Consider the following 22951-nt stretch of genomic DNA (forward strand, 5'->3'; position numbering starts at 1 on the left):
ACGTGGGTGAGCCCCAGGGGCACGGTCCCGCCGTAGAGGGTGGGCGCGCCTCGCGCCTGCGCGTGTCCTACCCGTCGAGGCGTGCCCGCCCGCCGTCCGGCCGGTCGGGGTCCGCCGCCCGGTGCGGCAGCGGTGCTCTGCCGGGCCCCGCCGCGCGGCGACGACGCACCGCGCACCTCACCGAGGTTCCCCGGCCAACGCCGTCGGGTGCGACCGGAGCATCGCCCGGGCCAGGCTCGCCCGGTTCGACACGCCGAGCTTGCGGTAGATCCGGCCCAGGTGGGTGTCGACCGTACGGACGCTCAGGAAGAGCCCGTGTGCGACCTCCACGCTTGTCATACCGCGGCTCACCAGATCGGCGATCTGCCGTTCACGCTCGGTCAGCACGGCCAGCGGGTCGCCACCCCTGGTTGACGTGTCGGGGACGAGACGGCTCTGCTGTCGGCGAACCCGATCGACCAGACGGGCCGAACCGCACTGTTCGGCGAGCGCGGCGGCCCGTCCGAGCCAGGCGCGGGCATCGTCGGTGCGGCCGGCGTCGACCAGCACGGTTCCCGCCGCCGCCATCGTCCGGCACAGGTCCAGGTCCAGTCCCCGACCGGCGAAGCATTCGACTGCCTGCTCCGCGTCGGCCAGCGCCGGGCTGGTTTCCCCGCGTGCGGCGTACAGCCGCATGCGGGCGCGCATCAGGAAGCCCTGACGGCTGACGGAGAGGTTGCGCACCGAGGCCTCGGCCAGGTCGACCCACCGGCTCGCGTCACGCGTGTCACCCATCCGCAGCGCGGCCGTGGACAGCGCCTCGTACCACCGGGACCGGTTCGGCGGGGCGATCCGTGGCATCTCCGGGCCGCCGAGAGCGTCGAGTATCAGCCGACGCCCGCGTTCCGGCTCCGCCACCTTGATCAGCAGGTCCGCCAGGAGACAGGGCACGATCGCATCCTCGGCCGGCCCCTGGTCCCGGACCAGGGCGAGGGCCTGATCGCCCAGGGCGATCACCGCGGCGGCCTCTCGGTCGGAGTCCCGCCAGTACCGTACGAGCGCGAGAAGCGCGGCGACCGAAGCCCGGGCCGTCGACGTGCCTTCCGGTTCGAGCAGTTCCGCAGCCTCCTCCAGGGTGCGGCCGGCCCGGTCGAGCAGTCCACGTTGCAACTCCACCGCCCCCAGCGAGGTCAGGATGGCGGGAAGGATGAAACGTTGTCCGGTTCGGCGGGCCTCGTCGGCACCCCGGGACAGGTGCCGTTGCGCCTCGGTGAACCGGTGCAGGGCGTCCTCCGTCGCGCCCACCAGGTAGAGGGCCGGCAGGTTGGTGACGACGCTGCTGTCCGGCGTGGTGTCCACCAGATCGGCCGCGATGTCGGCGGCCCGGTCCGCGGCGTCGCTGTCCGCGGCGAGCAGGTGCGCCATCGCCATCTGGGCGACGGCGGCCGCCTCCCCGAGCCGGTCCCCGTGCTGCCGGGCGATGGTGGCGGCCTCGCGGGCGTTCAGGCGGGCGGCTTCCTGATCGAGCCGGTCGAGGGCGAGTGCCGCCAGTTCCGTGTGCATGGCCACGGCCGTGGAGGGAGCGCAGGGATGGGTGCCCCGCAGCGCGGCCAGCCCCTCCCGGATCAGAACCGACGCCTCGGCGTGCCGGCCCTGGATCCGGCGTACCCGGACGGCGACTGCCATGGTCGAGGAGAAGTCCCCACCCGGTATGCGGACCGCCCGGGGTAGGAAGGTGTGCACCAGTTGCTGCACGTCGCATCGACCGCCGCGCAGCAACTGGGCCCGCAGGGCCAGCACCTGCGCTTCGTACCAGCGGTCGTCGCCCTCGGGCAGCACTTGTAGCGCGGACTCCAACCACTCAAGGGCATCGGCCGGTGCGTCGTGCATGGTGCTCCGCGCCGCGTCGATCAGAACGGGCAACTGCTCGGGACGGCCCGTGTCGAGGGCCCGGGCGATGTGGTGGGCGCGCTGGATGACCGGAGCGCCGCGAGCCAGCAGTTCGGTCTCCACGCGCCGGTGGGCGGCGAGGCGTTGGCTGGGGCCGATCTGCGCGTAGACGAACCGACGGACGACGTCGTGCCGGAACGCGAAGCGCGGCAGCAACTGCACCGGGCGCATCAGGTCCAGCTCGGTGAGGGTGTCCAGGGCGGACAGTGTCTCCGTGACGTCCAGTTCGGCGACCGCGGCGAGCAGTTCCGCCGAACCGGGGGTACGCAGCACGGCGGCTGCCTGGGCGACCCGCAGTTCGCGGTTGGCGAGTTCGGCCAGCTCGCCGAGCAGGATCAGGTGCGCGTCGGTCATGGCCTCCGTGTCTGCGGCGGCCAGCAGTTGCAGGTAGAGGGGGTTGCCGTCACCCTCGGCGTGCAGCCGGGTCAGGTCCGGCCGGTCACCGAGCAGCTCGCGGGTCTGGCCGAGGTCCAGTGGACCTAGTCGGTGCTGGGTGAGCTGGCCGCGTGCGGCCGCCCGGGACAGCACCGCCGCCGCCCCACGGGACAGTTGTCGGTCCCGGTAGGCGAGGACCAGCAGCACCGGCGCGGTGGTGGTCAGTTCGATCAGCAGCTGCATCTGGTCCCGGTGCGCCGTGTCGAGCAGGTGCACGTCGTCGAGCAGGACAAGGGTGGGTTCCGTTCCCACCACGACCGGCGGACCGGTGCCCGTCCGGCCGGTGGCGGCGACCACCGTGAGGGTGTGCGCCCTGCCCTGCGCCGCGAGGGCGGAGATCAAAGTGGTCTTGCCGATTCCCGGTTCTCCGGCGAGGGCGACGGCTGCGCCGGTTCCCGCGTGCAGGTCGTCGAGCTGACGACGGAGTGCGGCGAATTCCGTCCGGGGCAGCGGGTGACCGGTCGTCCGACCGGATTTCCGTCGAGTTCTTACGAGCCGGTCGGCCGGGCTGGGCGTCATCGGACGATGTCGCGGGACGGCCGCTGGCTGTGGCTGCGGGTGCGCGACCGCAACCCCAGTGTGATCAGATAAGGCCGTTTACCTGGCATTAGGGATCCTTAGGGGGAAGATCCTCTTTGGGGATGTCGAGTACACAAGGCGGACGCTTCATAGTCAACAGCCCACCGCACTCTTCGATCCGGCCAGATCCGGAGTTGATCGGTCCAGGTGTAGTTTCCCGGCGGAGGAAGGATTGCCGTCGATCTGGCACTGGGGTAGAAAGACGGCGGGCCGTCGATTTCAGCGGGGCGACGAGCGTGCCCGCCGCCGTCCGGAGCTGGTCGAGGCTGGTAGAGCCGCGGTCCCAGGCGGCAGTCCGCAGGGCTCCGGCAGGGCTCCCGAGTCGTGCACGTTGACGACGGTCAGCTCGGACACCATCCGGAGAAGTACGCAGCCGGCACCTGCCACCGAGTACGTAACCGGATCCGTAGTTGTGCGGACGCCTCCCACGGCCACGGCTGCGAGTGTCGGCGGACACGCCGTCACCGTCCTCCACCAGGAAGCGGTCACGGGGGAGAGGAGACAGGATGATCGGGACCACGGTCGGCGGGACGCCGGCGCCGGGCGTACGCCGGGTCGGGCCTGTCACCCAAGCGCCCGAGGTCACCGTGGCGCCGTACGCGGTGGTGCGGGTCGCCGGTGTCACCCTCCCGGAGCCGTCGGCCGTGACCGAGGAGTTCCGGGGTGTCGCCGCCCGCCTGCTGGAGCTGACCGCACGCGCCGAGCGAATGGCCGCGGCGCTCGCCGACGTGCTGCACGAGCAGGTCGTCCGGGCCTCTTCCGACCAGCGTCGGGTGCTGCTGGCCCTGCGCCGCGACGTGCACAACGGGCGCAGCCCGTCGGTGGCGTCGCGTACCCGGCTGGCCGGCTGGACCGACCACCTGCCCGGCCTGGCGTCCTGGCTCGGCCTCCGCGACGACATCGACCGGCACACCGCGGAACTCGACGCCCTTCTCGCGCCGGCGCTCGCCGCCGACCGGGTCGCCCTGGCCGAGCTGTGCCGCACCGAGGAGTTGTCCCGGGCCGTCGCGCTGACCAGCGTGGACCTGCTGCGGGCGCTGCGCCGGGCGGCCGAGCAGGGCCCGGCACCCGACGACCGGGCACGCAAGTCGGAGGCCACCGTGCTCCGGTACGCGCTGCGGGCGGCCACCAGGACCGTGCCGCTGTCCTGGTTCACCCGGGTGGGCTGGGGCCGCTGGGACGGGCCGGTGCCGAACCCGACCGGCTCCCCGGAGGTGGTGGCTGTCGCCAACGCCGACCGGGCCACTCTGTCCGCCCTCGTCCACGCCGTGCTCCGGCACCCCGACCGTCGCGGCGATCTGCCCCACACGCTGGCGCCCGGCCTGTGGGTGGACGGGGCGGTGATCCGGCTGCGTCGCCAGACTCAGGCCCCCGACGCGCCACCCGGGGTGCAACGGGAGGAGGCGCTGACGCTGCCGCTGACCCGGGCGCTGCGGCACCTGCTGGATCTGCTGGAGCCCGGCAGGGTGGCGACGCCGCACCAACTCGCGACGGAACTGGCCACCCGGCTGCCCCGTCCGGCGCCGCAGGCGTCCGCGGCGGCTCGGGCGTACCTGCACGCGCTCGTCGAACAGGGCGTCCTCCGCCCCGCGTACCCGGTGGACCCGCAGGCCGTCGACGGCCTCGCCGCCGTCGCCGACTGGCTGGCCGGGATCGGCCTGGCCGACGTGGCCGTGTCGCTGCGGGAGATCGATGCCAGGACCACCGCGTTCGCCGGTCTCGACGCGACCGAACGGCCGGCGGCCCTGGCCGGGCTACGCTCCCGCTGGGACGCGGCCTTCGCCCTGCTCGGCGCGGACCGCACGGGTCGTCCGCAACCCCTCACCGAGGACGTGACCCTGGTCCGCCCGGTGGGCCTCGGCCGGACCCACGGCCGGGACCACCGGGGCACCCTCGCCGCGCTGACCCCGCTCTTCGAACTATTCGACCAGCACGCGGTGGTCCGCCGCCTGGCCCGGGACCGCTTCGTCGCCCGCTATGGCGTGGGCGGCCGCTGCGCGTCGCCGACGGAGTTCGCCGAGGAGTACGCCGCGGTCTGGCAGGCGACGCACCTGGTCGGCGTCGACGGCACCCTGGACCCGACGCTCGACCTCGCCCCCGGTGACGAGCTGCGCGAACTGGCCCGGCTCCGGGCCGACCTGGTGGCCGCCGTCACGACCGACGACGACGGGAACCTGACCGTCCCCGACGAGCTGCCCGACGACGTCGCCCCCAGGCTGCCCCGTTGGCTCACCAGCCGACCCGGCTCGTACGCGGTCTTCGGACAGTCCTGCCACGACGGCGCGTCGTTCTGTGTCAATCACGTGTACGGCGGCTGGGGCCGGTTCACCAGCCGCTTCCTGCGGCAGCTCCCCCCGGAGGCCGAAACGGCCGTCGCCGCCCAGCTCCGGCGCCACCTCGGCGCACGGGTGGCGCAGCTCCGCCCGGTCAACGGGTTCAACGGCAACCTGCATCCGCTGCTCGTCGGCGATGAGATCGCCGACGACCGCCGCCACGGAACCCTGGTCCCGGACGACCTGCACCTGGTCCACGACGTCGCCACCGATCAGGTCCGCCTGGTGGTCACCGCCACCGGTGAACCGTTGGACGTGGTCTATCTCGGGTTCCTGGTGCCGGTGATGCTGCCGGAGCGCCTGACCAGCATGCTCACCGACGTGGGCACGGGATCGGTCGGACTGGGCGGGGCCATGGCGGCCCGACAGCTCCGCCGCACCCCGGTCGGCCCGGTCTGGTGCCGGCCCCGGCTGCGGTACCGGGAGGTGGTCCTCTCCCGGGCGGACTGGCGGCTCTCCGCGGACATCGTCGCCGCCTGGCGGGCCGAGCTGGACGCCCGGCCCGCTGAGGTGGGACGCACCGCCGTGCGCTGGCGACACCTGCTCGGCCTGCCCGAGCACGTCTTCGTCAGCGCCGCCGCCGTCGGGGGCGCGAAGGGGTTGACGGCGTTCATGTCCTACCTGGAACAGCCCCGTTCCCAGTACGTCGACCTCGCAAGCCCGCTGCACCTGCGTTGCCTGTCCCGGACCCTGGCCCGCTACCCGGACGGCGTCGTCCTGGAGGAGGCACTGCCCGCTCCCCGTCCCGGGCAGCCGGCGACGGAGGTCGTGATCGAGCTGTACCGTACGGGCACCGATGGGTGAGCCCCGGTCGACGGCCGCCGCCGACGTCGTCCTGCCGCGCCGGCTTCCGACCTGTCCGGAGGAGTTCCCATGCCCGTGACCGCCGCCCCCGTCCACCCCGGGCGGGGCTCCTTCCACAGCCTGCACTGCTATCTGCACTGGAGTGCGGAACACGTCGACGACTTCATCACCGGCACACTCACACCGCTCATGGAGGGACTGCGTCGGAACGGGACGATCGCCGACTGGTTCTTCATCCGCTACTTCGACGACGGTCCACACCTGAGGGTGCGGGCGCGGGGCGCCGAGGCGCACGAGCACCGCCGGTGGCAGGAACAGTTGGTGGCCGCGGCCCGGGCCGCCGACCATCCGCTGCTCGACCTCGGCACCGCCAGCCGTCCGGGGTGGCCGGGGCACGCACAGGCCCGGCAGGTCGACTACGAGCCGGAGACCGAGCGGTACGGCGGCCCGGCCGCGCTGCCGGTGGCGGAGGCGGTGTTCGGCACCTCCAGCCGGATCGCCGCCGAGGTGGTCGCGCGTACGCCGGGACCCGGCCAGCGGATGGTGGCGGCCACCGACCTGGTCCTCGCCACCCTGATCGCCCTCGACCTGGACATGCTCGCCGCGGCCCGATGGCTGCGCCGCAGCGCGACCGCCTGGCGGTGGCACCCGGAGAGCACCACGCTGACGGCGGGCACTGTGCAGGGGCCGGCGCTCGCCGCAGCCACCACGCAGGCCCGCTCGGTGGTACGGCGCTGGCACGAGATCACCGCCTCCGCGGCGGACGGCTCCCGGATCCGGGACCGGTGGGCCGCCCAGGTGCGCGCCGCCCGCGCCCAGCTGGAGAGCTCTGCCGGCGGCGTCGACCGGTGGGCCGGGGTGTGGGCGTCCCAACTGCACATGCTGCTCAACCGGTTGGGCATCCTGCCCGACGAGGAGCGCTCCCTCTACCACTTCCTCGCCGCCGCGTTGCTGGCGCCGGACGGCCCCACCGACTTCTTCGCCGACGGCACCGCCAGCCCCGACCGGCGGTACCTGGCCGCCAGCAGCTACGCCCCGGGCCGCATCGAGTGGCAGCGGCCGCGGACGTCGGGCCGGGTGCGGCACGGCGCGCGGCGACGGTCCGGTCCGCCCCTGGCCCTTCCTCCCGCCGCACCCGTGACGGCCGCGCTCGGCGACGCGCTCACCGCGCGGGCCAGCGGACGCGGCACGCTCTGCGGCCCGCTGGACGCCGCGCACCTGGCCACTCTGCTGTGGACCGCCAGCGGGGCGAGTGATCGGGCCGACAGGCCCGGGATGCGCCGGCCCTACCCGAGCGCCGGCGCCAAGTACGCGGTCCGGCTGCGCCTGCTGGCCCGGGACGTGGCCGGCGTCCCGGCTCACCAGTACGACGTGGACGCCGAGTCCCGGCTCCTGCTGCCCACCGGCCCGGTGCCCACCGACGTCGAGCTGGCCACCGCGTCGATGTGGTTCAGGGCCGGACCGGCGACGCAGTCGGCGGACACCCCGGCCAGCCAGGAACGGATCGATCTGTCGGCGCTGCCGGCGCTGCTCGGGGTCTACGTCGACCTGCCCGCGCTGCGGGCCACCTACGGCCTCCGGGCGCTGCGCTTCGGCATGCTCGAGGCCGGTCACCTGGCCCAGAACCTGGCCCTCACGGCAGCGGCGACGGGCCTCGGGCTGGGCATGGTCGGTGGGTTCTACGACGACATCGCCCACGAACTGCTCCTCCTCGACGGCGTCGACGAGGTTCTCGCCTACCTGCTTCCGGTCGGCCGGCCCGCCGGGTGACCCCTGGCGGTCGGGCCCGCACGTCGGGCCCGACCCCCTGGCCGGGCCCGGGAGGGGACGGTCACGGGAAGGGATGCGGGTGCAGTGCCAGGTCCTCGTAGCGGGGCCGCCCGGGCAGGCGGCCCAGCACCGCCGGCACAGTCAGCAGCCGGGGCAGCCCCCGCGTCCGCCGGTTCAGGTGACCGAACGTCATCGGCAGGGTGCCGGGGACGACGACCTTGGCAGCGTGCAACCCGAGGGCCTGCCGCAGCTCGGGGATGCTCTGGTCGACGACGACCGGTTCCACCCCGGCCCGGTGGTGCAGGTCCGCGCAGAGCGCGCCGAACAGGGCCGCGAGGTCCTCGACGGGACGGGGCAGTCCCGGCCACACCTCCCGCCAGGCCCGGGTCCGCCCGGCCCCGAGCAGGAACTCGTAGCGCGGCCGTGCTTCCGGCAGGCAGTGCAGCATCATGTGGTCGTCCATCTGACGAACCAACGCGGCATCGTCGAGCATCGGCAGCAGCCGGTCGCGGTCCGCCCGCGCTGAATCCCCCTGCCACGTGTCGCGCACCTCGTGGAGGTTGACGACCAGCTCCACCACGGCCGAGTGGATCGCCGAGAGGGGATCCAGGTGGGCGCCGGCCGCGAAGAAGGCCGTCGGCGCCCCCACGGCGGGCATCCGGTGGTGCGCCAGCGCGACGACCGCCGGCACGGCCAGGTCGGTGGTGGCGTCGAACAACCGTAGGTCGTAGTCGAGCAGGTCCAGATTGTCGGCGAGGTGCCCGACCAGGTCGAGTTCGTCGGGGAGCGCGACCTCCACCAGCGGGGTACGGGCGTACCAGGCCATCAGGAAGGCGTCCCGTTCGATCACCTCGAACAGGCCGTGCAGGGCCGCCTCCTCCAGGCTGTTGCCGAGACCGCAGCCGTTGGAGGACTCCGACAGGAAGGTCACCGACGGGCGTTGCCCGAGGTCACCCCAGTACGCCGCGTGCTCCGGCACCGCCACGGGCGTCGCCCGGCTGGGCGACCACCCCGGCACCCACCACGTCGGCACGTCGGGGGCGTACGGGATGTGGTGGGCGCTGGGCAGGTCGGGCAGACCGAGGGCCGCGGGATCGACGGCGCGCTCCGGTCCCAGCTCCGCGAAGGACGACCACTGCCGGGCGGCGGGCCCGTGGGGGGCGTACCCGGCCAGCCGTTCCACCGCTTCGAAGAGCGCCAACCGGTCAGCCTCCGCGGCGGTCGTCGCCCGGCCGAAGCCCGCCACGGTGACCGCCGGACCGGCGACCACCGCCCTGGTGACCGGCAGCCCGTACCCCTCGTGCCGGTGCAGCTGGACGACGTGGCCCAGCCGTGGCTCCAGCAGTGCCCGGCGAAGTCCCGCCAGGTCGGTCGCCGGGTTCGGCCGGCGCAGTCGCAACGGGTCGGCCGGCGGCTGACCGCTGCCGGTGAGCGGCGTCCCAGGTGGAGCCGGGGGCTGCCGGCTGAGGCATCCTTCGCAGCGGACCCCCACCGGCGCCACCGGATGGGCGGACACGCTCCCGTCGGGCGGGACGACCCAGAGCCGCGCGGCGGCGGACTGCGGCTCGGCCAACGCCGACCGGACCACCGCGGCGAGCACGGGCAGCAGGGCCGGCGCCGGCCGACCGCCGAGCCGCAGCTCGGCATCACCGTGCGGCGTCCGGCCGCCCGGCGCCGCCAGCCTGGCGGCCTCCAGGCAGCGCAGGCAGGTGGCACTGTCGGCGCCGACCAGCGGACCCACCAGCGCCGTACCGCCGTCGAACCGGACGGGCAGGACGGTGCCGCCGGCCCCGGTGCCCCGGTCGGCCAGCCGGCTCAGCAGCGCCGGACTCCACCGGGTCGACACCACCACCGCCGGCCCGGAGCCGGCCCACCCGTCGTCCTCGGCCAGCACCGGGTACGGCGACCCCGCCCCCCTCAGCGCCTCGGCGAGCTGGCCGGCCAGGTCGGGGTCCGGCTGCCGGGGTCCGCCCCGATCGTCCCCGGGCAACCGAGGATCACCGGTCATCGCCGGCCCGCAGGACGACGAGCCCGACCGTACGCAGGGCGGCGGCCAGCGGAGCCGGCGGCGTCACCACGACCGGCTCCGCGGGGGCGCCGACGAGGGTCCGCAGTGACCGCCGGAGGGCGGCCTCCCGTTCGGACCCGTCGGGCATGGGCGCGGCCGAGCGGCTCACCCGTGGCGACGCTCCACAGGGGCCGTGCGAGTACGGCGGACCGGGCCGGTGTGCACGCCAGCCGACCGTGGCGACTGCGGTGAGAGCGGCGAAGGCGACCGCGTCGTGGGCCGTGGCCTCGATCGCCCAGCCGAGTTCCATCCACCCACCGGGGTCCGTCGTATCCGGGCCGCTCACGACGGCCAGCTGCGCCCCGGGGGCGAGCCGGCGGACGTGCACGGTCGCCGGGACGCCGAGCCGGCGGGTCAACGTACGCCACCAGCGGCGGGCTGCTGGCGCGTCGAACGCCGACGGGGGGACAGCCTCGCCTGACGTGACGCCGGCCGAGGCCACCGACCGGCGGGCGAGGCGGCGCAGCAGCACTCCCTCGGCATGGCTGCGGTCCACCCCGCAGGCCAGCACGGCGGCCCCTCCGGTGGACACGCTGAGCAGCTCCACCGCTGCCAGCGTGGCGTGCAACCGCGCCGTGGAGGTGTCCGGACCGTGCCCGGTGACGAGCGTCCCACCGGCCGGGCCGGGAACACCGCCAACCCGGCACCGGGCCAGTCCCACCGGCAGTTGTGGCAGATCGTCGAGCTCCACCGGCGGCAACACACCGAGTTCCGGGTCCGTGAGGGAGGTGGGTAGGCCCGCGTGGACGGCGTCGTCCCGCCGGTCGGGGGCGTCGACCGCCGGTGACCGTACGCCGGGCGGCCACGGGTGGGCGGTGGCGCGCAGCGGGTCGCTCCGCACGACGAGCGCCGTCGGCGCGGTCGGGTCGGTCAGCTCGGCGAGCGCGCCGAGGAGCCGGTGCGCGGCGCAGGCGCCGGCCACCACGGAAACCGGGTCGCCAGGGGCCGTCGCCGCGCCGTCAAGTCCGAGCCGCTCGGCGATCAGACCGGACTGGGCCCGCAGTTGCCTGCCCGGGCCGACGGGGGTGACGTAGCCGACCGTGGCGCTGGCCCCGGTCACCACGGCACGCCCGTCGCTGGCGGCGAGGGTGACGCGTCCGGCGTCGCGCGGTGCGTCGATGCGGGTCGCGGCCCGCCGGACCCGGGCTCCGGCGGCGGTCAACGCCTCGATCGCGGCGGTGGCAGCGGGGCCCGTTCCCGTGACGGTCACCGATTCCCGGCCGATGCCGGTCCAGGACGCGGCGGGGTCGGTGGCGACCGAGGCCAGCCAGGTGGCGACGGCGGGTGGCGGCACCGGGGCCGGTCCGCAGGCGTCGGCGGGGGCATGGGCGTGCCCGGTGCCGGCCCAGTGCTCCGGCACCCGGACCAGCAGGTCGTGTTCCCGGAGGAGGTCGGCCAGCCGGTACAGGGCGAGGGCGACGGGCGGGCGTGGCGACAGGTCGCGCAGGTCGGCTGTGGTCCGGCCGGCCGCGAGGCGCCGGGTGAGCAGTTGCCAGAGCCGCCACAGCTGTGGCGCGCCGTCCAGGGTGAGGCTGGTGTCCCAGGACCGCAGGTGCAGCCCGCCGTCGATCCGGGTCGCCTGCACGGTGGGGCGGAGTTGCCAGGAACTGGTCGACATCTGCGCGCCTCACCGGTTGGGGAACGGCTGGGGTCGTCGGAAGGAGTCCGGGGTTGGAAGGGCGACTGTCGCCGGGCCCGGCGACAGTCGCCTCGTCACTCAGGCAGCGCGGTTCGCGCTCCGCGGCGGCTACAGCATCGGCTCGTCCGGACTGATGGAGCAGGAGCAGGACGCCAGGCACGCGCTGATCCGGGACGCCCCGGTCTCGGGGATCGCAACGGTGTCGCGCATGACCGTCACGGTCAGGCCGCTGAGGTCGAGATCGTCGAGCTCGAACTCGTCGTCTTCTCGTTCGATCGGCATGTGGTCACCTCCCTTCGAGGTGGGATGAGGCCCGGGCACGCCGGGATGGCAGAGATTCTTCCGGCGGCCGGTGCGGGGCGTCGTCAGTAGTTTTGCCGACATCACTACTTACCCACGCTCGGTGGCGCTGCTGCCTGCCCGGCCGGGGTCCGCCCCTGGGCGACCCCTCGGTGGGTGGCGTGTCATCCTGCGCAACGCCACGGCCGAAACGTTCTTCGCCACACTGAGCGCAGGGTGTGATGCCCGGCTCGCGAGCGAGCCGTCTGCGGGCCTGTGCTGACCGGCCCGTCGGTTCCGCTTCAGGCGCAGCCGCGGTACTGCAACGCGGCGTCCTTCATGTAGGCCCAGAGTGCCAGGCCGTTCCAGTAGTCGTAGGTGAGTGTCCAGCCGTTGGCGGTGTTGCCGGTGGGGCCGGTGACGACCTGTCCGTAGCGGCGGGTGCCGTACAGGGTCGACTCGTTGGGGGCGGTGTACATGCCCGCGTAGTCCCAGACGACGGTGAAGCTGCTCGTCGTGCAGGCCGCCTGCGCCGTCCCGGCCGGCACGAGGGCCGTCAGTGCGGTCGCGGCGAGGCAGGCCGCCGTCGTGTGTAGTAGCAGTCGTCGCACGGTCACCGCGTCATCCTATCGATGGTTATGGACGAATGTACTTCGACTGTGCCTTCAGCAGGACGCTCTGTCGACGGACAGCTTCGGCGGTCGCACGGACCGGCACCGTGTCGGGCATCGGCGTCGGTGCACTCCGTCGCTGGTCGGACGGATTCTCCCGCGTGGGTCGGAGGCCGGGTCATTCCCGGTGGGGAGGCCGATGTGGGTCCGCAGACTGACGTTTCCGGTTGTCGGCCCAGGGCACGATGGGCAGCAGTCACGTCACACGGGAGGCGACATGCACCTGTCACGCCGCAGTTTCCTGCTGGCCACCACCGGTACGGCGCTCGCGACGCCCCTGCTGGCAGGTGCCGGCCCGGCAGTCGCGGCCGGCCGTCCGCCCGCCGGGTCGCTGCCGGACGCGGCGCTCACCGCCGACCTGCGCGCGATCACCGAGGCCGGCATGCCCGGTGTGTTCGCCGAGGCGCGGGACGGACGGGACCGGTGGCGGGGCGCCAGCGGGGTGGCCGACGTGACGACCGGTCGATCGGTGCTGCCCGGGTTCCAGCACCGGGTCGGCAGCATCACCAAGACCTTCGTGGCCGCGACGCTGCTGCAACTGGTCGGTGAGCGCCGGATCGCGCTGGACGCCCCGATCGGCCGGTACCTTCCGGAGTTCGCGGTCGCCGGGGTGACCGTCCGGATGCTGCTCGACCACACCAGCGGGATCAGCGACTACGACCACGTCATCTTCGCCACCCCGGAGGACATCGAGCGGCACCGGTCCACCACGTTCACGCCGCGCCAACTCGTCCAGGCCGGCCTCGGTCAGCCGTCGACCGGGGCACCGGGCGCGGCCTTCTCCTACTCGAACACCAACTACATCCTGGCCGGGCTGATCATCGAGCGGGTCACCCGCCGGTCCGCCACCGACGAGGTGCACCGGCGGATCCTCCGGCCGCTTGGACTGCGGCACACGTACTTCCCCGGCGTGCGTCCCCGGATCGCCGGCCCGCACAGCAGGGGCTACGTCCCGTGGTACGAGGGCGAGCTGCGCGATTTCAGCGTCAGCAACATGTCCTGGGCCTGGACGGCCGGGGCGCTCGTCTCGACCATGGCCGACCTGAACACCTTCTTCCGGGCGCTGCTCGGTGGCCGGCTGCTCCGCCCGGCTCAACTGGCCGCGATGAAGACCACCGTGCCGTTCGACCCGGCTCAGCCGGAGGCCGCCGGCTACGGGCTCGGCCTCTACCGGATGACCTGGCCCACCGGCGACGTCTGGGGGCACGACGGCCTGGTCTTCGGGCACAGCGCCATCTCGCTGCACACTCCGGACGGTCGGCGGCAGGTGAGCCTCGCCCAGAACGTGACGCACTACGCGCTGCCCGGCACGCCGGACCCGATCGGCGAGGCGGTCGGCAGGTTCCTGAACACGGCACTGGTCGGTGAGAGCCCCGTCGCGGCGCGGACTGCCACCGCCGCCCGGGTGCCTGCGGTCGTCCCGGCGCCGGGCGCACCGACCCTGGTCAGGGCAATGCCGCAGCGCTGACGCTGTCGCCCGGCAGCCGCGACCGGACCCCGTACTCCGGTCGCGGCTGCCGGGCGATCGCCCCGCCGACCCGCTCGGCGTCCGACTCGCCCGCGTGACCGGTTCAGCAGGTCATGTCGATCTCCAGGACCGCGACCTCGTGCCGGTCGACCAGCAGCACGGTGGTCTGTGGGTCCTCCTCGAAGTCCTCGTCCTCGGGTGGCCAGGTCGTCGGCAGCAGGCCGGTGTATCCGATGTGGACGTCGGCACCCATCCGGGCCAGGACGAGATCGGTCAGGTTGTCGCCCAGGAACGTCGCGAGGTGGTCGGCCGGAAGCTCCGGGAACTCGTCGATGCCGTCCCAGCTGCCGTCGAACAGCTCGCTCAGGTGCATGCGTACCAGATTGCGGAGACCGGCACGCAGATCGGCGGCCGGTACGGGCCGGAACGCCTCCTCGTCGTGTTCGTCCGCGTCCTCGCGGTTCTCGACCCACCAGCGGGCTGCGGCGGCCACCGGATCGCCGTCCCCGGGGACGAGCCGGCCGATCCGGAACCGGAAGGTGACCGGGCTGTTGTTGTTGACCCAGAGCAGGTCGCTCAGCAACGTCATGATGCAGGCCAGCCGGGTCCGCAGGGCGGCGTCGGCGCCATCGGAGTCGATGACCGGCGGCTGTCGAACTTCCGGAGCCGGATGCAACGAGACCCGCAGGGTGCTGCCGTCGAAGTCGCGATGCAGCAGGTGCAGCGGCGCCGGCCGGTCCGGCTCGTCCGGCCGCTCGCTGTCGGTGGTCAGCCGGAGCAGATCGGCGTACGGGCCCGCCAGCTCGTCGGCGATGAACCGCACCAGCACTTCCGCGCGCCGGTCGGGTGTCCCCACCACGGCCGAGATCAGCCCGACGAGTTCGGTTGCCACCTCCTCGTCGGTACGCACCGGCTCGTACGGCCGTCCCGGCCCGACCGACACCCGACTGGTCAGCACGGTCGCGCCGGTGACCTCCGGAAGGTCGGCGGCGTCCGCGATCTCCGTCAACGGCGGCGGCTCCGGCCACTGCTGATCCCGGCGGGACCTGGTCCGGCCGGACACCACCGTCGACGACCAGCCGGCGGCCTGCTCCGGCGACCACGCCGCCAGCAGCCACACCGCCGCCAGGCGTACCCAGTGCTGGTTCGTCAGCCGGCGGCCATCCTCCCGCTCGACCGGGTCGGGCTGTCGGTACCAGGAGTCGGTGTAGGCCGTGGTGCGTTCCACTGCGGCAACCCTTCCGCGTCGAGAAGTGCGAAGGTAACAGGCGATGGTGACAATTCCGTCCACAGTGCGGGGACGGGCGCCGTGGTCTGCTTGCGGCCGATGGCGTCACGGCCGGAACTGTCGGTCGGGGCTCCTACGATCACGGCCATGTCGGCTGCCTTCACCGCGCTGTGGACCCAGGACGTCTGCCGGGAGCTGCGTCGTCGCCGGGTCGGCGAGCGGCCTCCGGTGGCGTTCAGCGGGGTGCACCAGTCCCTGCCCAGTTGGACCAGCGTCGGGGTCGGCGACTCCGTCTTCGCGCTGCACGTCAACCGTTGCGTGCTGCACGTGGTGAGCCGGCTCCGCGTCGTCGACAAGCAGCGGCGCGACTGCTGCGGCAGCGCCCCGGTGACCTGGCGGGATCCGGCCCATCCGGGCCACGACGCCTGGTCGATGCTCGGTGCGGACGGGTGCGGAGCGGTCCCGGTGCATGTCGAGGCCACCCCGATCCGCTTCGACGTCACCGTTCCCGGCGACCTGCTCGGCACACTGACCTGGCGCAACCGGCGCGGTGACCAGCGCACCCTGAAGTACGTCGTCGACGGCCGTCTCGAACGCTCCGTCAGCCTCCAGGGCGTCTACCGCCTGACCGACGAGTCCGCCGTCGCACTGGGCGCTCTGCTCGACAGCTCGCCAATCCCGAGCCGATCGGCACAGCCGCTCCACCCGGCCCGCTAAGTCCGTGGTCGGCGCGGGTGCGGGTCACCGATGATGACGGCCATGGTCACGCCCCGACGAGCCGACACAGCCACCGCCGCCGGTCAGCCGCCCGACGACGACGGCCCGGCTGACTCGTTCACGGGTACGTCAGTGGCCCTGACGCCACGTTCCTGGCGACGGCCCGCGCCCTGACGAAGCTCGACGACGCGGTGGCCGTGGTGCTCGTCGAGGGCATCAGCGACCAGATCGCCCTGGCCACGGCCGCCGTCGGCCGTGGCCGGTTCTCGACGCGGAGCGGATCGGTGGCGGTGGACTACGAGCTGCCGGCAGACGGGGCGAGCAGCGGGCAGGCAAGGATCCGGTTCACGGACGCGGCCGGACTGGCCTGGGAGAGGGTGGGCCTTCAACCCCCCGCTCGTTACACGCCGTCGGAGAGCCCCATGGGAAGGGCGTTCCGACTGCTTCCCTGGCTGGTCTTCGTGATCTACGTCGTTCTGCCTGCGATCGTCATCACCGCTCTCATCCTCATCGCCTGGCTCCTGCCGTAGCGCGGGCGTGGTTTCCCTCTGGGACTACCGGGCGTCGCGCTGACGACGCGCACGCTCGAACTCGGCGACATCCGACATCCAGGGACCGTGCTGTTCGAGTGCGGCGCAGCCGCCGCGGACGAAGGCGCTCACCAGGTTGCGGTACCCGCCGATCCCGTCGACCAGGCTGTACTCGACCTGGTACTGCGGATCCGACCCGGCTTCCCCGTGTCGTACCGTCGTGATCCGGGCGATGGAGTCCGCATAGAAGTGCAGCTGGATCCCCTCGCCCAGCTCCTCGTCCTCGATGGTGAACACTTCGTTGTCCGCGGCAGAGCGATCGGCGACGAACTCCCAGAATTCGGCGGAGGCAGTGCGAGGACCGTCCCGTCGCCACTTCCTCTCGCCGCCCTTGTCATCGGTGAACGACAGGGCCGTCTTTCTCGCACTCTCACCGAGGTCGGCGCGGTCGTCGGCAGCCTCATCGTCGTCTTCCGCCGGGGCGGTCCTGGGGCGGTCCGCAGCCTCCGAGCACATCAGAAAGCTCACCGTACGCACCGCGTCATCGACGAGTTCGGGGTACGCGTGGCGCACGGCCGCGTCGACCGTCGCCGCCATTCGGTCCCAGTCGCGTTTGTCCGTGGCCCGCCTTCCCCGCCGCGGATCGAGGCCGATCCGCATCCCGGCGCATGCCTGCTCCGCGGTGGCGATCACACGCATGACCTGGGGGAGCAGTGCGGGGTCGACGGCATCGGGTATCCGCCTGGGAATCGTCGCGCCATGCAGATACTGGCCCGTGTACCGCAGAATCGCGGCGTCGAGTGGCCCGAGGACTGCTCCGCGCTCGGCGCGACGGCGGTCGGCGTGATACTCCTGGGCACGTTTCTCGTTCGACCTCTCCGTCGCCGCGCGCATCGCCTCGCAGACCTGACCGCGCTCAAGTAGGGCGATGTCGGCGCCGTGGGCGACGAGCCGGCTCCTGTCCCACCGGATGCGTCGGAAGAGCGCGTCGACGTCCGCGGGCGAGGAGAGCAGGACCGGGTCCAGGAGCGCGGCGGCAGCGTCCTCGTCGAGCCGGCCACGGGTTCCGGCGGCGTCGCACAGCGGAAGAACGGCACTCCACAGCAGCAGGTGTCTGGCCAGGTCCTCCCGGATCACCGCGAGGTGGGCCTCCCCGATCGGGAACGTGAACGTGCGAGGCTCATGGTTGGCGTCGGCCCCGGCGGCGAGCATCAGCTTCAGCTCGCCGTCCTCGCGGATCACGTTCGGGATCCAGCCGCTGCTACGCGTGAAAACGACGTCTCTCACAGCTCAGGCCTTCCCGCAACGGCACCGGCTGGGCGTGGTCGCTCCGGGCCCACGGCGAGTGTTACGGCGATGGTGCGGCCCACCCCGCACCGCCTGTTCACGACCACCGCGCAGTTTCGACGTCGAGGCGTGGGTCGGTGCGTACCCAGACCTCGCCCCCGGCGGCCCCGGCCGGGGCGTCGACTCGTTCGAGACCGAGGAATTCGATCAACTGGAGCAGTTCGGCTCGTTCGGCTCGGTCGTCGTCGACACCGTGCGAGTCGAAGAAGACGTAGTACTTGTCGCTCGGGTCGACGATGCCCGAATCTGCCCAGATCCGGGCGACTTCTTCGATCGCCGCTGCTTCCGTCGTGATCGTGGCGGCGCGGGCGGCACCGCGGGTCTCCGGTGACGCGTCGAGGTCCGAGAGGTTGGAGAACCACTGGCCGAAGCGGTCGAGGCCGGCATATCCGTTCTCGAAGAACAGCATCGCGCTCGGAAGGTAGCGGTTGGGCCGGTCGACCTGGAGGTGTTCCGATCGAGGTTGGTCCGCGTCCCTGGTCCGGGAGATCACCCCCAGCCGGGGCATGAGTACCAAACTCTGCCCCGCCGGCTCATCCCTGATGGTGTAGGTGTCAGACTCGCGACCCCGGAAGAACGCAGAGAACGCTACGTAGGCCTCCTGGGGGTCGCCCACCGAAACGTGTTGGTCGTTGCCATCACCCACTGAGAAGACGAACTGCTTCGGTCCGGGTTTGTAGGGGCGGGCCATGTGCGTCCTCCGGTCACGTGCGACAGCTCCACCACCGTAGTGGATCAGTGCAGAACTGCCTGCGGTCCTGGTCACAGGCGTGCGGTGCGCGCTGGCCCCGCGCGAGCGACCAGCCGCCCGCAAGCCCTGAACGGGACCAGCCCTCAAGCGGACTGAGGAGGCGCGGTGGGGGTGGCGGCGGCGCCGGCCCCACTGTCACGTCCGGGGAGCGGCGCCGGCGGGGCGAAACGTCGGCATTGGCGGTTGGTGAACGACTGCTATCCCGGGCGGCGGTCGGCCGCGATCATTGCCCGGAGATAGATGTGAGCCAATCTCACCTCCGGGTGGAACGCCCGGGCGCGGAGGGCGAGACGTCGGCACGGCAGCCGGGCGTACCGAAGGCCCGACTCCGCGTCCCCGGAGGAATTCATGCCCCGTCCCCCACTCCGCGCCAGGCTCGCGGCGTTCACCGCCGCCGTCCTGACCGCGAGCGTCCTGACCGTCACCCCGCCGTCACCGGCACTGGCCGCCGCCACGTTCGCCGCCAACGACTACTGCCTCGGCCAGTGCGCCGACATCCTGCCGCCCGGGCAGAACGGCAACGCCACGCTGGCCGCCATCCTGGCCCACCAGGCGCTCGGCACCCGCCCCGCGCACTCCAGCGACCAGCTCGACGAGTACGCGAACCTGGTCTACAACTACGCCGGGCTGACCGACGAGCAGATCGCCCACTTCTTCAACGACGCCTCCTTCGGCGTCCCCGCCGCGCAGGTCGAGAGCACCGTCTCGCCGCGCGCCGACGTCACCATCGTGCGGGACAAGGCCACCGGCGTCCCGCGCGTCACCGGCACCACCCGCGCCGGCACCATGTTCGGCGCCGGCTACGCCGGGGCGCAGGACCGGCTCTGGGTGATGGACCTGCTGCGGCACGTCGGCCGTGGCAAGGTCACCTCGTTCGCCGGCGGCGCCCCCGGCAACCGGGAGCTGGAGCAGAGCGTCTGGGCCAACTCGCCCTACACTGAGGCGGACCTCCAGGCCCAGGTCAACGCGCTGCGCACCAAGGGCGCCCGGGGCCAGCAGCTCTACACCGACGTGGTCGACTACATCGCCGGCATCAACGCCTACATCGACAAGTCGATCGCCGACGACAACTACCCCGGCGAGTACGTGCTCGCCGGCGCCGGCAAACCGAAGCACTTCACCATGACCGACCTGATCGCCACCGCCGGCGTGATCGGCGGCCTCTTCGGCGGGGGCGGCGGCAGCGAGATCCAGTCCGCGCTGGTCCGGGTGGCCGCCCGGGCCAAGTACGGCGCCACCGAGGGCGACCGGGTGTGGGCGGCGTTCCGGTCGCAGAACGACCCGGAGACCGTGCTGACCCTGCACGACGGGCAGAGCTTCCCGTACGGCGCGACGCCGTCCGGCGCGACCAGCGCGGTGCTCCCCGACGCCGGCACGGTGGTCGCCGAGCCCCTCGCCTACGACCAGACCGGCGGGGCCGCCGCGCGCACCGGCGCCAGCACCGCCACCCAGGAGCTGATCGGCGGCCTGGCCAACCTGCGCGCGCACGGCATGTCCAACGCGGTCGTGGTCTCCGGACGGCACACCACCACCGGCAACCCGGTCGCCGTGTTCGGCCCGCAGACCGGCTACTTCGCCCCGCAGCTACTGATGCTCCAGGAGTTGCAGGGACCGGGCATCAGCGCGCGCGGCGCCGCGTTCGCCGGGCTGAACCTCTACGTGCTGCTCGGTCGCGGCCAGGACTACGCGTGGAGCGCCACCTCCGCCTCGCAGGACCTCACCGACACGTACGCGGTGCCGCTGTGCACCACCGACGGCAGCGCGCCGACGCTGCGCACCAACCGCTACCTCTACCACGGCCAGTGCCTGGCCATGGAGGCGCTGGAGCAGCGCAACTCCTGGTCGCCGACGCTGGCCGACTCCACCCCGGCCGGGTCCTACACGCTGCGCGCGCTGCGCACGAAGTACGGGCTGGTCGCCTACCGGGGGCTGGTGAACGGGCAGCCGACCGCGTTCACCAAGCTGCGCTCCACCTACCGGCACGAGGCCGACTCGGCGATCGGCTTCCAGGCCTTCAACGACCCGTCGGCGATGGGCAACGCGGCGGCGTTCCAGACGTCCGCCGCGAGCGTCGGATACGCGTTCAACTGGTTCTACGTCAACTCCACCGAGGCGGCGTACTTCAACTCCGGCTCGAACCCGGTCCGCCCGGCCACCGCCGACCCGAACCTGCCGGCGAAGGCCGAGCCGGCGTACGAGTGGGTCGGCTGGAACCCGGACACCAACGACGCCACCTACGCCCCGCTCTCGGCCCACCCGCAGTCGGTCAACCAGGACTACTACGTGAGCTGGAACAACAAGCAGGCGCGGGACTTCGGGGCGGCGGACGGCAACTTCAGCTTCGGCTCCGTACACCGGGGTCAGTTGCTCGACGGTCCGGTGCGCGCGGCGATCGCCCAGCGCAAGCTCGGTCGCGCCGACGTCGTGAAGATCGTGGCGGACGCGGCGGTGACCGACCTGCGCGGCCAGCAGGTCCTCGGCGACCTGCTGCGGGTGCTGGACAGCGCGCCGGTCACCGACCCGGCGCTGGCCGACGCGATCGGCAAGCTGCGGGCCTGGCAGCAGGCCGGCGCCCGGCGGGTGGAGACCACGTCCGGCTCGAAGGTCTACCAGCACGCCGACGCCATCCGGATCTTCGACGCGTGGTGGCCGCTGCTCGCCTCGGCGCAGTTCCGCCCCGGCCTCGGGCCGGACCTCTACGCCGCGCTGGTCGACGCCATCGAGGTCAACGAGGCACCGTCGGGCGGCCAGAACGGCGGGCGCGACGGCGCCGCGAGCTGGGCGTTGCAGGGCCAGGCGCACAAGGGCTCGTCGTTCCAGTACGGCTGGTGGGGCTACGTCGACAAGGACGTGCGCACCGTGCTCGGCGACCCGGTGGCCGGCGGCCCCGGGCGGGCGTACTGCGGCGGCGGCAACCTGGCCGCGTGCCGGACGGCGCTGCTCGGCGCGCTCGGGCAGGCGGCGGCCGTGCCGGCCACCACCGTCTACCCGGGCGACAAGTCCTGCTCCGCCGGCGACCAGTGGTGCGCCGACTCGATCGCCCACTCCGGGCTCGGCGGCATCACCCACCCGGTGATCGCCTGGCAGAACCGCCCCACCTACCAGCAGGTCGTCTCGTTCCCGGCGCGCCGGGGCGACGACGTCACCAACCTGGCCCAGGGGCGCCCGGCCACCGCGTCGAGCACCCAGTTCCTGACCAGCCACACGCCGGACAAGGCCGTCGACGGCAGCCTGGGCAGCCGCTGGGCCAGCAGCTACAACGACAACCAGTGGCTCCGGGTCGACCTCGGGGCGGCCCGCACCGTCAGCCGGGCGGTGCTGCGCTGGGAGTCCGCGTACGGCACGTCGTACCGGATCGAGGTCTCCGGCGACGGCAGCTCCTGGACGCCGGTGTTCGCCACCACCACCGGCAACGGCGGCGTCGACAACGCCACCTTCGCCCCGGTCACCGCCCGCTACGTGCGGGTGTACGGGGTCAAGCGGGCCACCTCGTACGGGTTCTCGCTCCACGAGTTCGAGGTCTACGGCCGGTGACGCCGACGGCCGGCCGGCGGGAGCCCTCCGCCGGCCGGCCACCGTCCGGGCAGGTCAACAGCCGCTCGTCGAACGGACGTGCGAGGATGCGGCCCTCGATCAGGTGCCGCAGTAGTCCCAGCAGCGACATCGTCGCGGGGAAGTCCGCGTTGGTCTTGTCGCGCTGCCCGGGCTTCGGTCGACGGACCGTATCGTCGGGTCATGGCGGAACTCGATGTGGTGATGCGCGGCCTGCTGCATGACCTCGGCGTCACCTTGCACCCACGGGGCTTTCACAGCTCCGGTGCGGTGTGGCGACTGATCAGGCCCGAGGGCGTCGCCGTCATTCACAAACAGCCGTCGGAGCGGTCACGGCCCGACGCAAGAATGTTCTACATCGATACCGCGGTAGCCCCCAAGGAGTGGTGGGACTGGCTGGCTTACCGGACCGGGCAGACCCAGCCGATGAACAAAGCGAGCGATATCTACAGCATCGGCCTCATGGAACGCCGCGTGCCGTGCCCGCACCCCGCCGACAGCGACCGCGAGCGCTGGCAGGTGACAGCCGACACCGATGTGGATCGGCTGCGCGCTGATCTCCTCACTGGCGTGACACGGGCAGCGGATCGACTGGTAGAACTTTTGCAGCCAGGCCGCTACCTGGCCGAGCTGAACGCATTGCCCGACAAGCGGATCGGCCATTGGCCACCACTGGTCATCCTGCTCTCCGGGCGAGGACCGTCACCGGAACTGGATGCTGCCTGCGCCGGATTACGCGCAGCCTTCGCCGAGCGGCCCCGGGCGGCCGGATACGTCGACGAACTCATCGGCTGGGCGCATGCCCGCGCGTCGCGCTGAGCGCTTGGCACAACTCCATGACGGCCGGTCCA

General features: G+C 72.9%; 15 protein-coding genes. 7 read left to right on the top strand and 8 right to left on the bottom strand.

Features of this window, described 5'->3' with window-relative positions; translation table 11 throughout:
* Nucleotides 1–177: 177 nt before the first annotated feature.
* Nucleotides 178–2883 carry a LuxR C-terminal-related transcriptional regulator gene (locus tag OG989_RS19260; RefSeq protein ID WP_327027900.1) on the bottom strand — a complete coding sequence of 902 codons (2706 nt, stop codon included), beginning with the start codon at nt 2881–2883 and terminating at the stop codon, nt 178–180.
* Between the two features lie 566 nt (nt 2884–3449).
* On the opposite strand from OG989_RS19260, the gene OG989_RS19265 reads away from it, so the two are divergent.
* On the top strand, nt 3450–6080 hold the full coding sequence (locus tag OG989_RS19265; protein ID WP_327027901.1) for a lantibiotic dehydratase: 2631 nt from the start codon (nt 3450–3452) through the stop codon (nt 6078–6080).
* Between the two features lie 69 nt (nt 6081–6149).
* The gene (locus OG989_RS19270; protein ID WP_327027902.1) at nt 6150–7850 is read left to right on the top strand and encodes a thiopeptide-type bacteriocin biosynthesis protein; all 1701 of its coding nucleotides are present in this window, start codon (nt 6150–6152) and stop codon (nt 7848–7850) included.
* 61 nt (nt 7851–7911) lie between these two features.
* On the opposite strand, the gene OG989_RS19275 is transcribed toward OG989_RS19270, so the two are convergent.
* The 4 genes from OG989_RS19275 to OG989_RS19290 all read right to left on the bottom strand — a co-directional run bounded on the left by OG989_RS19275 (nt 7912) and on the right by OG989_RS19290 (nt 12453).
* Entirely contained in the window at nt 7912–9858 is a 1947-nt protein-coding gene (locus OG989_RS19275) for a TOMM precursor leader peptide-binding protein (RefSeq protein WP_327027903.1), read from the bottom strand.
* The gene (locus OG989_RS19280; RefSeq protein ID WP_327027904.1) at nt 9848–11536 is read right to left on the bottom strand and encodes a hypothetical protein; all 1689 of its coding nucleotides are present in this window, start codon (nt 11534–11536) and stop codon (nt 9848–9850) included. Before OG989_RS19280 ends, OG989_RS19275 begins: the two co-directional genes overlap by 11 nt.
* A 129-nt stretch (nt 11537–11665) precedes the next feature.
* Nucleotides 11666–11839 carry a thiazolylpeptide-type bacteriocin gene (locus OG989_RS19285; protein WP_132234202.1) on the bottom strand — a complete coding sequence of 58 codons (174 nt, stop codon included), beginning with the start codon at nt 11837–11839 and terminating at the stop codon, nt 11666–11668.
* Between the two features lie 299 nt (nt 11840–12138).
* Complete coding sequence (locus OG989_RS19290) at nt 12139–12453, bottom strand: hypothetical protein (protein ID WP_151453019.1); 315 nt, start codon at nt 12451–12453, stop codon at nt 12139–12141.
* 436 nt (nt 12454–12889) lie between these two features.
* Between OG989_RS19290 and OG989_RS19295 the strand changes: the two genes are divergently transcribed.
* The gene (locus tag OG989_RS19295; protein WP_442791957.1) at nt 12890–13975 is read left to right on the top strand and encodes a serine hydrolase domain-containing protein; all 1086 of its coding nucleotides are present in this window, start codon (nt 12890–12892) and stop codon (nt 13973–13975) included.
* A 103-nt stretch (nt 13976–14078) separates the two neighbouring features.
* Here the strand turns inward: OG989_RS19295 and OG989_RS19300 are convergent, their stop codons facing one another.
* Complete coding sequence (locus tag OG989_RS19300; RefSeq protein WP_327027909.1) at nt 14079–15203, bottom strand: hypothetical protein; 1125 nt, start codon at nt 15201–15203, stop codon at nt 14079–14081.
* Between the two features lie 147 nt (nt 15204–15350).
* Here OG989_RS19300 and OG989_RS19305 point away from each other — a divergent pair, with 147 nt between their 5' ends.
* Together OG989_RS19305 and OG989_RS19310 are read left to right on the top strand one after the other, a co-directional pair.
* Nucleotides 15351–15920, top strand: a complete 570-nt coding sequence (locus OG989_RS19305) for a hypothetical protein (protein WP_327027910.1) — start codon at nt 15351–15353, stop codon at nt 15918–15920.
* Between the two features lie 197 nt (nt 15921–16117).
* Nucleotides 16118–16450 carry a hypothetical protein gene (locus OG989_RS19310; protein ID WP_327027912.1) on the top strand — a complete coding sequence of 111 codons (333 nt, stop codon included), beginning with the start codon at nt 16118–16120 and terminating at the stop codon, nt 16448–16450.
* Nucleotides 16451–16474: 24 nt separating this feature from the next.
* On the opposite strand, the gene OG989_RS19315 is transcribed toward OG989_RS19310, so the two are convergent.
* On the bottom strand, nt 16475–17737 hold the full coding sequence (locus OG989_RS19315; RefSeq protein ID WP_327027913.1) for a DUF6357 family protein: 1263 nt from the start codon (nt 17735–17737) through the stop codon (nt 16475–16477).
* A 97-nt stretch (nt 17738–17834) separates the two neighbouring features.
* Nucleotides 17835–18488: a hypothetical protein gene (locus OG989_RS19320; RefSeq protein ID WP_327027914.1), complete on the bottom strand. Its 654-nt coding sequence runs from the start codon at nt 18486–18488 to the stop codon at nt 17835–17837.
* A 408-nt stretch (nt 18489–18896) separates the two neighbouring features.
* On the opposite strand from OG989_RS19320, the gene OG989_RS19325 reads away from it, so the two are divergent.
* Both OG989_RS19325 and OG989_RS19330 read left to right on the top strand, forming a co-directional pair.
* A complete protein-coding gene (locus tag OG989_RS19325) occupies nt 18897–22082 on the top strand; it encodes a penicillin acylase family protein (protein ID WP_327027915.1) in 3186 nt (1061 codons plus the stop codon).
* Between the two features lie 201 nt (nt 22083–22283).
* Nucleotides 22284–22919, top strand: a complete 636-nt coding sequence (locus OG989_RS19330; protein ID WP_327027916.1) for a DUF4304 domain-containing protein — start codon at nt 22284–22286, stop codon at nt 22917–22919.
* Nucleotides 22920–22951 lie beyond the last annotated feature (32 nt).

The sequence above is a fragment of the Micromonospora sp. NBC_01740 genome (assembly GCF_035920365.1).
Classification (GTDB): Bacteria; Actinomycetota; Actinomycetes; order Mycobacteriales; family Micromonosporaceae; genus Micromonospora; species Micromonospora reichwaldensis.

Excerpts from the sequence above, each read along its gene's own strand:
- OG989_RS19260 (WP_327027900.1), bottom strand. The coding sequence starts at position 2,883 with ATGACGCCCAGCCCGGCCGACCGGCTCGTAAGAACTCGACGGAAATCC.
- OG989_RS19265 (WP_327027901.1), top strand. The coding sequence starts at position 3,450 with ATGATCGGGACCACGGTCGGCGGGACGCCGGCGCCGGGCGTACGCCGG.
- OG989_RS19270 (WP_327027902.1), top strand. The coding sequence starts at position 6,150 with ATGCCCGTGACCGCCGCCCCCGTCCACCCCGGGCGGGGCTCCTTCCAC.
- OG989_RS19275 (WP_327027903.1), bottom strand. The coding sequence starts at position 9,858 with ATGACCGGTGATCCTCGGTTGCCCGGGGACGATCGGGGCGGACCCCGG.
- OG989_RS19280 (WP_327027904.1), bottom strand. The coding sequence starts at position 11,536 with ATGTCGACCAGTTCCTGGCAACTCCGCCCCACCGTGCAGGCGACCCGG.
- OG989_RS19285 (WP_132234202.1), bottom strand. The coding sequence starts at position 11,839 with ATGCCGATCGAACGAGAAGACGACGAGTTCGAGCTCGACGATCTCGAC.
- OG989_RS19295 (WP_442791957.1), top strand. The coding sequence starts at position 12,890 with ATGCCCGGTGTGTTCGCCGAGGCGCGGGACGGACGGGACCGGTGGCGG.
- OG989_RS19305 (WP_327027910.1), top strand. The coding sequence starts at position 15,351 with ATGTCGGCTGCCTTCACCGCGCTGTGGACCCAGGACGTCTGCCGGGAG.
- OG989_RS19320 (WP_327027914.1), bottom strand. The coding sequence starts at position 18,488 with ATGGCCCGCCCCTACAAACCCGGACCGAAGCAGTTCGTCTTCTCAGTG.
- OG989_RS19325 (WP_327027915.1), top strand. The coding sequence starts at position 18,897 with ATGCCCCGTCCCCCACTCCGCGCCAGGCTCGCGGCGTTCACCGCCGCC.
- OG989_RS19330 (WP_327027916.1), top strand. The coding sequence starts at position 22,284 with ATGGCGGAACTCGATGTGGTGATGCGCGGCCTGCTGCATGACCTCGGC.